The sequence below is a fragment of the Nostoc sp. genome (genome assembly GCF_036918015.1).
Taxonomy (GTDB): domain Bacteria; phylum Cyanobacteriota; class Cyanobacteriia; order Cyanobacteriales; family Nostocaceae; genus Nostoc.
In genome coordinates this window covers 1-9,924 of the sequence record NZ_JBALEO010000022.1, presented here as the reverse complement: position 1 = coordinate 9,924, position 9,924 = coordinate 1, and the positions used below count along the sequence as shown (strand labels likewise).

Genomic DNA, 9,924 nt, shown 5'->3' with positions numbered 1-9,924 from the left:
GTTTGAGGAGATGATGTTTTGCTGACTAATTTAAGCTTTTGAGACTTAGTGTAACTACCAATGTAAAGTTTTGTATCAACATTCAACATTTCTGGGATTAACATGACCCCAAATCAACGGCGTTAGCCCTCGTAAATCTGCAAACAAACAAATATTAAGTATAACGTTTCACGGTCAAATATTATGTTTGAGTAAATGTTTTAGTTTATGTATAAGTTATACAGATATTCAGAAAACATTCAAAAGTGGTAGCTAAAAATGAACTTATTTACCTAGCAAGATACAAGAAGTATTTGATGCTTTCTGTTTTAATGATATTTCAGAAAACTAATCAGAAAATTTGCGAAGTTCGAGAGTTAATATACAGAAAAAGGAAAACATTTAAAGCGTCTGACAGTGCCCAATTAAGCTACATCAGTGCAGCTAAAGGAAAACCGATCGTGATGCTTCACGGTTGATCGCAGTCGGCAGAACAAGGCAAAAGTTAAAAGTTAAAAGGCAAAAGAAAGAAAAAGAAAAATGGTTGTGAGCCGCCTAAATTTATTTATGGAATGAAATAAAAACATTTATTTCGAGGCGCGCTGAGCGTAAAGCCTGTGGCATAGCTACGCTTAACGCGTAGCGTCTCGCAGAGAGAAATAATATGTCCTTATTAAATACCCTAAATTTATTTATGGGGATTATATTTTTACTTCTTACTTCTTAAGCCACACTTCCCATTTCCACATCCTTGAAATATTATCCATCTCTCCCTATTCTTTAGCTTGGTAATTCTAATGACGCAAAGCCAAACTGATCCGCAAAATGACCTTCAGAAAAATGGCAAGGTTACTAAGGAGCATGAACCTACCCAACCAGAGCAACCTACTAAGCAACCCACTAAGCCTGACCCTGTAAAACAGAAACCTTGGCAGAAGATTCCCAGACCTTTGCTAATTATTGGGGCGATCGCGCTCCTCGCAGGAGTAGGGTATGGCGTTTACCGTCTGTTTTTTTACGATCCTGATGCCGGAGGACTGCCTCTGAGTGGACGGATTGAAGGCTACGAAACTGATGTCTCTGCCAAGATTGGCGGTCGAGTTGCCCAAGTCTCTGCGCGAGAAGGCGATACTGTAAAATCCGGTCAAATCCTCGTACAAATTGATGATTCTGACTTACGCGCTCAGTTGCAGGGAGCGATCGCACGAGTGCGCGCTGCCGAAGAACGATTGCAGAGTGCCCGTCAACAATTGCCTGTATTGCAAGCACAGCTTAAACAAGCCAGCTTAACGACCGACCAATCTACTCAAGACAGCCAGGGGCGTGTATTAGAAGCAGAGAATACCGTCTACGAAGCGCGTTCTAATTTAGCTGAAGCTCAAGCTAATTCAGTGCAGGCACAGTCAAAACAACGCCGTACTAGCCTACTGTATGCCGAAGGAGCAGTAGCAGCACAACAGCTTGATGATGATAATGCTATTTTGGGCGCGAACCGGGCGAAGGTTTCTGCTGCTCAACAGCAGGTAAAGTCAGCCGGCGGACGACTTACTCAAGCGCAGGCAACGCAGCAAAATACTCCGATTCGTGCAGCTGCGGAACTTCAGGTGCAGAAACAGATTGACCAAGCCAAGACTGACACTGCGGTATCGCAGCAGGAAGTCCGGGATGCTTTAGCAACCCAAGCACAGATTCAGGCAAATTTGAATTATCTGGTGATTAAGAGTCCGATCGCGGGAGATGTAATTACGCGATCGATAGAACCAGGCGAAGTTGTTGCCGCAGGCGCACCGCTCTTGACACTGGTAAATCAGCAGAAGCTTTACCTGCGTGGCTTTGTCGAAGAAGGGAAAATCGGTCAGATCAAACTGGGACAATCGGCACAGGTCTATCTTGATTCGTTTCCCGATCAGCCGTTGGCAGCAACGATCACCCGGATTGATCCCAAAGCAAGCTTTACTCCAGAGAACACCTATTTCAAGAAAGACCGGGTGACACAGGTGTTTGGTGTCGAACTCACCCTTAACAACAATGGACAGGGAAAAGCAAAGCAAGGGATGCCTGCGGACGGGCGGATTCTTCTACCAGAATCTAAGCCGAAGCGATCGTCTACGCTGATGCCTGACCAAATAATTACTAATTCGTAATTCGTAATTCGTAATTAATGGACAGAGCAACTCAATTTATTGATGGAGATAAAAAAACATTATTCCTTTTTTCAGAGAAAGCGACTTTCCTACGGAACGCTGCGCGAACAGTCGGGGGGTAAGAACTACGAATTACGAATTACGAATTACGAATTACGAATTATTTAAGCCATGACACAAACACTTCCCGCACGGGCTAAGACTCAGCGCCCAAATGCACCGATTATCTCCATCCGTGATTTGAGCCACCGCTACGGAAAACACGCGGATGAAGCCGTCGCAGAGCTTAATCTAGATGTCTTTCCCGGTGAGATATTTGGGTTAATTGGTCCCGATGGTGCAGGTAAAACAACTACGTTTCAGATTTTATCAGGCGTGATGCCTCAAACTAGCGGCATTGTTGAAGTATTGGGAGCGGCACCGAGAGAGGTACGCCCCCAGATGGGCTATCTAACTCAGCGCTTCAGCCTTTACCTAGATATGAGTGTTTTGGAGAACCTGAAATATGCCGCAGGCTTGCGAGAAGTGAGTGATGCCGACCTTAAGACTCGCAGCGATCGCTATTTTGGTTTACTAGACTTAACCCGCTTTAAAGACCGTTTAGCCGGAAAACTTTCGGGCGGCATGAAACAAAAACTTGCTTTGTGCTGTACGCTGATCCACAATCCACGAGTGGTCTTGCTTGACGAGCCGACGACAGGCGTTGATCCCGTCTCGCGGCGAGAGTTTTGGGATATTTTGGCGCAGCTTGCGAGTACGGAAGGCATTACCACTGTGGTTGCAACGCCCTACCTAGACGAGGCGGAGCGCTGTGACCGCATTGCCTTTATGTATGAGGGCAAGATTCAGCAGAGCGACACGCCGGCTAAGGTGAAGGCAAGCTTAGGAGTGCAGCGATTAGAGGTATTTTTGCCTGTTGCTCAACTGGATCAGGCAGAAGATACGCTCACCAAGAATGTTGATTTTCGAGAAACCATTTCTGATGTGCAACGCTTTGGCGATCACCTTGATGTGCTGACTGCCCAACCCCAGCAAACCACGAAGGATATTTACCGAATCTTAGAACAGCAGCAGATTCAGGTCGAGAACGTTAATACTGATTCGCCCACGCTTGAAAATACCTTTGTATCAAGGCTACGCGATCTCAAAGGTGATGCGGCGGCTGGCGAATATCCGCGTATCGATCGACAAGCGAAATCTACGGGAACGGCGATCGGGGCAGAACATCTCAACAAAGTATTTGGAGATTTCCATGCCATTAACGACCTCAACCTAGACATTCAATATGGTGAAGTGTTTGGGTTATTAGGCGCTAACGGTGCCGGAAAGACAACTGCGATTAAAATTTTGTGTGGATTGTTGCCCGCTAGTTCTGGCAAGGTTTCACTCGCAGGTGCAACGGGCGCATTACGCAGTGCGTCGGTGCGTCAAAAAATTGGCTATATGTCGCAAAAATTCACGCTCTATGACGATCTAACGATCGACCAAAACCTGGATTTTTACTGCGGTGTTTATGGCATTCCCCTTGGCAATCGTCGCGCCAAAAAACAATGGGTGCTAGAAATGAGCGATCTGGTCGGTCAAGGCAATATGATGACCGTCGATCTCCCCGGTGGTTGGAAGCAACGGGTTGCCTTTGGTGCCTCAGTCATGCACGAACCCAAGATTCTGTTTCTCGATGAACCCACATCGGGTGTAGATCCCCTGGCACGACGGCAATTTTGGCGCTGGATCAATGAGTTTGCTCGCAATGGCATGGCAATTTTAGTCACCACTCATTACTTAGAAGAGGCGGAGCAGTGCCATCGTTTGGGTTTTATGGTGGCGGGAGAATTGGTTGCCCAAGGCTCTCCGCGTCAAGTCAAAGATGCCCAACCGGGGCAATTAGTCGAGTGGGAGTGTGCCCCTTTGCAGCAAGCTTCAGACCTGCTCAAACAACACTTCGATCGCTCACAAGTCTCGATTTTTGGCGATCGCTTGCACACCGTACTAGATGATCTCCAAACGCAAGTGCCTCAAGTCGAACAGTGGCTCAAGGAAGATGGCGTTGACGTACAGAGCCATCGTGAAATTGAGTTCTCGTTAGAAGATGTGTTCATTAGTGTGGTGGAGCAAGCGCGGCAACGCGGTCTTGATGTCCCCACAGATTAGGGAGAATCCTTATACCATTTAACGAAAATAATGAAACAATTACAAACTCTGAAACCCAGACTAAGTAAGACTTTCTTAATTACGAATTACGAATTACGAACTACGAATTACGAATTGGTATTATGGCAATCCGATCAAAACGCATCATTGCTCAAATCATTAAAGAACTGACTCAATTGGCACGCGATCGCCTGACGTTGGTTATGGCACTAGGCTTACCCTTGGTACTACTCTTGGTGTTTGGCTTTTCGACCTCCCTTGATGTCAATCGCATCAACATTGCGATTCAAGACTTAGATAGCACCCGGATCAGCCGCGAGTATATTTCCACTTTTGAGCGCACCAACAAATTTAAACTGGTTGCCCAAGGATCAACAGTTAATATACCTCAGCTGCTGGACACCGGACAGGCTGCTGCTGGGGTCATTATTCCACCAGAGTTCACGAGCGATCTGCGGCGACCTGAGCGAGAAGCTCAAGTGCAAGTGTTGGTAGATGGCACTGATGCGAATACGGCTAACCTTGTGCGGGCTTATGCTAGAGCAACGACCAACGCCTTCACCGAAAACCTGCGATCGCCCAGTTCGTCCACCACCAATCCGATCGCCGAAAATTCACGCCCCTCTGGCTCTGCGACTCCAGTCACCCTACAGACCCGGCTCTGGTATAACCCCGGTCTGGAAACTTTGAAATACATTGGACCCGGAGCACTGGCAATTACAGTGACGCTGTTTCCAGCATTACTAGCAGGGCTAGCGACCGCAAAAGAACGTGAACAGAATACGATTACTCAAATTTATGCCTCTAGCATGACGGGAGCAGAGTATTTGTTGGGCAAAGCCGCTGCCTTTTGGTTAGTGGGTATGGCAGAAGTGCTGCTCACCAATGTCGAGTCGTGGGGCTTTTTCGGGCTATGGTTTGTTGGAGATCCGACACCTGTTATCGTTGGGTCGGCACTGTATATTGCCTGCGTTGTCCTGTGGGGTATTTTTCTGGGTGCCAATTCCAGCACTCAGAGTGCCGTTATTCAGTTTGTCTCCATGACGGCTTTCTTACTATCTCTGCAATTTTCTGGGTATATTTACCCGATTTCTAATATTCCAATCTACATTCGCTGGATTTCCGCGCTTGTGCCTGCCACTTACTATATTTTGCTAACGCGCGATGCTTATGTGCGTGGCGTAGGTTGGCTCGGCGTGTGGAGTCCGATGCTGGCATTAGCCGCGTTGACAAGCTTATTTTTCTTTCTGGCGTGGCGAAAATTGCAGAAAATGCAGGTAGAAACGTGAGGCATAATCTGATGAAAACTTTCTTCGATCGCATTTTAGGCAGCCGCTTTTGGGCACTTTTTCGCAAAGAAGTTTCGCAAATTCTGCACAATCCCCAGTTATTGATTCAAATCTTGATATCACCTACTCTTCTGGTGGTACTGTTCGGGTCTTCGCTGAACCCAACGTTTGAAAACCTGCGGGTTGGCATCACCGACTATAGCCATAGCCGGGCTTCACGAGAATTTCTTGAACTGTTTAGTCAAAGCAGCGCCTTTGATATTGCTCAGTATTACGCCAATGAGCAGGATATGACAGCAGATTTAGCGAAAGGCAATCTGACTGTTGGCATCACCGTTCCCTCGGAATTTGATCGCGACCTTGCCCGCCAACGCCCGACGCAAGTGCAGGCACTCTTGGATGCCGTAGATGCCAATACTGCTAGTATTGCTTCTGGCTATTTGAGTCAGTTGGTGGGTGACTACAACTCGCGACGTTTGGCTAGCAATCAACGTCGTCAAGGCACAGGAATAACTGCCACTAATCCCATTGAAAAAAAGGAAAAGGGGCTCTTAGCTGGGAGCAAGGGGGATAGTTCAGATGGGGATTCGACACTTACGACCAATGCTCTGGCTCAATCGGAAAGCTCAGGAGCTAATGCAACCCTACAACGCAATCAAGTTCAACTTGTAACCACGGTCTTCTACAATCCCGGCTTAGAAGGTTCTTGGTTCATCGTCACTGGAACCATTGGCATTTTGCTAACTACGATTGGTCTTCAAGCCGCAGCTTCCTTAGTGGTGCATGAGAAAGAAGCAGGAACAATCGAACAACTGCTGATGACACCTGCTTCTAATACCGAAGTCATCATGGCAAAAATTGCACCCCTACTGGTTCTGATGACCTTCGATGCTGTGATTGCAATCACGGTCGGAAAAATTGCTTTCAATTTACCCTTTCGAGGCAATCTTCTAGTCTTTTTGAGTATCTCAGTGCTCTATTTTTTGGTAGGAATTAGTATTGGCATCATGATTGCTTGCTACGTCAAAAGCGAGCAACAGGCGCAGCTGATCTCGTTCTTTATTAGCCCACCACTTATACTCCTATCTGGAGGTAATTCACCCGTTGCCTCCATGCCAACCTATGTGCAGTGGTTTACTTATCTTGATCCACTGCGTTACTACATCGAAGTTTGTCGTGGGGTGATATTAAAAGGAGTTGGGCTGGCAGAGTTATGGTCTCAAGTGCTGATTCTGTTAGTGTTTGCGATCGTGCTACTGGCATTGAGCATTCGGAAATTTCGCAATCAATTAACGTAAAATTGGTACGGTCAAATTACTCATTCACACGATACTATGAAACTTAAAATTCCTGCTTGGGTCGGTACTATTATTGGGATGTTGAGCATGGGAATGATGCCAGCTCTCGGTGCTGAACAAATCAAATTTTCTTACAGTCTTTTAGAATTTTCTCTTCCTGTTACTGATTTAAAAACTTATGCTCAAGAAGGTAAAATTACCAGTGAACTAGCATCATATAAAAAGTACCTCAAACCAGACGATATTGCTCAACTCCGTCAGGTTTTGACTGAAAAACAAAAATTAAGTCCCGTAGCAGTTTCTCAATTTCTCTATTCAGAAATTGGAGAATCGATGTTAAAATCTGCGGGTGAATTGATTCAAACAGATTCAAGACAAAACGGTTTTTATGCAATTCGTGCGGCGTTGATTCTAGCGGCGGCCGATCCAGAGGGATTAACACTCCTGAATACGATGCGCTACTTCCCTTCACAGAGTATTCGGATTAACACTGAAGAGCTTTTTGCACTGATGAATAAACTTTCAACTCTGAACAAGGAGACAAGTCAAGCTCTCTCTGTAATTGAGCAACAGTCTAATACAGAAATATCGACTGAACCACCTGTAGATATCTCAAAATTACCGGAGTTATACAACAAGTCAGGATCGTTTACTTGGGAGAAAAGAGCGATCGCCTTTGTGGATACTAATCGTAAATCTCTGACTGGAAGTATTAAAACTAGAGTCATTCAGACAGATATCTATTTACCTCAAAGTCAAACACCTGCACCAGTTGTAGTCATTTCTCATGGTCTAGGTTCTGATCGTGAGAGCTTTGCTTACTTGGCAGAAAATTTAGCATCCTATGGATTTGCTGTTGTTGTTCCTCAGCATCCTGGTAGTGATTCTCTCCAAATGGAAGCACTACTCACAGGGAAAAGCCAACAAGTATTTGCAGACACAGAATTAATTGACCGACCTTTAGACGTAACGTTTGTACTTAATCAATTAGAACAGCGTTCAACATCTGATCCGTGGCTACAAGGAAAAATCAACGTTCAACAAGTCGGTGTGATTGGACAATCTTTCGGTGGTTACACAGCCTTAGTTTTAGCTGGCGCACGCATCAATATTAATCAGTTGCACAAAGATTGTAAATCTGAATCTGATCCGGTCAATATGTCGTTGTTGTTGCAGTGTCGTGCTTTAGCACTGGGAAAAAATTCTCCTGATTATGAACAGATACAACAAAACTTAAGCAACCTAGATTTACGCGATCGCCGAGTTAAAGCTGTGATTGCTCTCAATCCAGTCACGAGTAGTCTTCTTGGGCAAGCAGGTCTGAGCCGAATCGAAATTCCCGTAGTCATTGCTGGTGGAGCCTCAGACACGTTTACTCCCGCCTTGTTGGAACAAGTACAAGCATTTTCTTGGTTGACTACCAAAGAAAAGTATTTGGGTATTGGTGACAAAGGAACTCATACTGATTTGATTGCTGGTGTGAGTAGCGTAATTTTACCATCTTCTAACCGTTTCTCTGCTTTCTCTGGACGCGATCCAGAATTGGGACGCACTCATTTTCAGGCTTTTAGTACAGCTTTCATGAAAGTATATCTTGCTCACCAGACTCAATATCGTCCTTTTCTAAGTACATCTTATGTGAAAAACTCAAATCGGAATGAACCAGTCAAGGTCTATTTCGTCAGGTCGCTACCACCAGGATTTCCCCAGGGATTAGTTCGTAAGAAATGAGAATTAAATAATTAAGTATTCTTTCTTTTTACTTTTTACCAAATTCGGTGGGTTTAAGTCCCCCGGTTCAAAAAATAAGCAACTATGTAAGTCTTGTTCTAAATCCCCGTTACAAAACTGTACTTCCGACTGGGTAGTATCGATTTGTGATTAAAAGCACTGTTCAGCTATTTAACTTTCTTGGAAGTCTGCTAGCAGAGCTAATACCGTATAAAATACCGTCTGCCATGAAATCAGTAAATTATCCACTTGGATGATTTTATCGAGTGTAATTTCGTGCCAAGGTGAATATTGGAGTCTCATGCTTGCTAGATAAGCTATCTAATAGATTATTGGTAATGGATTTAACCACTAGAGTCTTAGAAGGTTCTGGTCTGAGCATACCTATCTTTGATGGGTCGTATAACAATGGTAAGGGGAGATATTTATCTGAACCAGAAATCATTAAAAATTCTCTGCTTGAACAGATGTTTGAAGCAGAAGATTTACAATCTCTACTACTGGTTAAAATTGACAGTAAAAATCCAGATGCTAACCATTTAAGACAAAGAACCTTTCAGGATGGAATCCGACGCAAGTTAGCTTTCAGTTCTGGCAATAGTTATTACTTTGCTGATGGTTCACTGCATAAAAAAATTAGACGCTTATTCGCTACAGAACCGGATACTGCCTGTCGCTATGGTTCTTTACTAGTTAGTAATTGCTACAAAGGCTCAGAAACTTTTACAGGGCTACGAGTCAAAATAGTGGACTTTGAAGATCCACAGTATGCTCATTATAAAACAGGAGACTGTCATGGCAAGATTTCGCCTCAACTTGCCAAACAATTGGGAGGAGAAGGCAATTGTCCATTTCAATTTCGGTTTGCCTGGAGAAGTAATTGGGCTGAACCAGATAATTCTCAGTGCCCAAAAACCAGCTTCTTATCCAAAGGTACTTTCCTGCCCGATGCCAATTTGACTGATGCCAAAGGATACGACATTATTATGGATCGTTCCTCAATTAAAGGCATTAAAAAGTCGGAACTCAAAAACTTAATACCCTGCGGTGACTATGAGTTTCCCCAAGCGGTAATCGGGAATCGAGGTAACGCCAAAGCTACCAGCTATGATAATAGTTGGCAATTTACCATTTGGTACTCAGAAGAAGCAGTCAAACAAGATTTGAGCAAACCCACCGAAGAAAAAGCTAGAGAACTTGCCGAGTTGCAGCGTAATCCCTTCGTGTTGGCAAAATACCAGAAATGTTGAATGTTGATACAAAACTTTACATTGGTAGTTACACTAAGTCTCAAAAGCTTAAATTAGTCAGCAAAACATCATCTCCTCAAAC

General features: G+C 44.6%; 7 protein-coding genes. 6 read left to right on the top strand and 1 reads right to left on the bottom strand.

The genetic code is table 11. The features are described 5' to 3' along the window. Window positions 1-776 precede the first annotated feature (776 nt). From V7K61_RS05725 to V7K61_RS05705, 5 genes are all read left to right on the top strand, one after another. Window positions 777-2,123, top strand: a complete 1,347-nt coding sequence (locus tag V7K61_RS05725; protein ID WP_335051752.1) for an HlyD family secretion protein — start codon at window positions 777-779, stop codon at window positions 2,121-2,123. Between the two features lie 171 nt (window positions 2,124-2,294). Further along, window positions 2,295-4,274 (top strand): ATP-binding cassette domain-containing protein, encoded by a 1,980-nt coding sequence (locus V7K61_RS05720; protein ID WP_335051750.1) that lies wholly within the window; start codon window positions 2,295-2,297, stop codon window positions 4,272-4,274. A 122-nt stretch (window positions 4,275-4,396) separates the two neighbouring features. Next, window positions 4,397-5,563, top strand: coding sequence for an ABC transporter permease (locus tag V7K61_RS05715; RefSeq protein ID WP_335051748.1), 1,167 nt, complete (start codon window positions 4,397-4,399; stop codon window positions 5,561-5,563). Then, entirely contained in the window at window positions 5,473-6,861 is a 1,389-nt protein-coding gene (locus tag V7K61_RS05710; RefSeq protein ID WP_335051746.1) for an ABC transporter permease, read from the top strand. Before V7K61_RS05715 ends, V7K61_RS05710 begins: the two co-directional genes overlap by 91 nt. 36 nt (window positions 6,862-6,897) lie before the next feature. Then, window positions 6,898-8,592: an alpha/beta hydrolase gene (locus V7K61_RS05705; protein WP_335051744.1), complete on the top strand. Its 1,695-nt coding sequence runs from the start codon at window positions 6,898-6,900 to the stop codon at window positions 8,590-8,592. Window positions 8,593-8,763: 171 nt separating this feature from the next. Here V7K61_RS05705 and V7K61_RS05700 read toward each other — a convergent pair whose 3' ends face one another. Next, window positions 8,764-8,895 carry a hypothetical protein gene (locus V7K61_RS05700; protein WP_258169890.1) on the bottom strand — a complete coding sequence of 44 codons (132 nt, stop codon included), beginning with the start codon at window positions 8,893-8,895 and terminating at the stop codon, window positions 8,764-8,766. 35 nt (window positions 8,896-8,930) lie between these two features. Here V7K61_RS05700 and V7K61_RS05695 point away from each other — a divergent pair, with 35 nt between their 5' ends. Further along, on the top strand, window positions 8,931-9,842 hold the full coding sequence (locus tag V7K61_RS05695; RefSeq protein WP_335051741.1) for a hypothetical protein: 912 nt from the start codon (window positions 8,931-8,933) through the stop codon (window positions 9,840-9,842). Window positions 9,843-9,924 lie beyond the last annotated feature (82 nt).

Bases quoted from the DNA above. Each gene is read 5' to 3' on its own strand.
- V7K61_RS05720 (WP_335051750.1), top strand. From the start codon at position 2,295: ATGACACAAACACTTCCCGCACGGGCTAAGACTCAGCGCCCAAATGCA.
- V7K61_RS05715 (WP_335051748.1), top strand. From the start codon at position 4,397: ATGGCAATCCGATCAAAACGCATCATTGCTCAAATCATTAAAGAACTG.
- V7K61_RS05725 (WP_335051752.1), top strand. From the start codon at position 777: ATGACGCAAAGCCAAACTGATCCGCAAAATGACCTTCAGAAAAATGGC.
- V7K61_RS05695 (WP_335051741.1), top strand. From the start codon at position 8,931: ATGGATTTAACCACTAGAGTCTTAGAAGGTTCTGGTCTGAGCATACCT.
- V7K61_RS05700 (WP_258169890.1), bottom strand. From the start codon at position 8,895: ATGAGACTCCAATATTCACCTTGGCACGAAATTACACTCGATAAAATC.
- V7K61_RS05705 (WP_335051744.1), top strand. From the start codon at position 6,898: ATGAAACTTAAAATTCCTGCTTGGGTCGGTACTATTATTGGGATGTTG.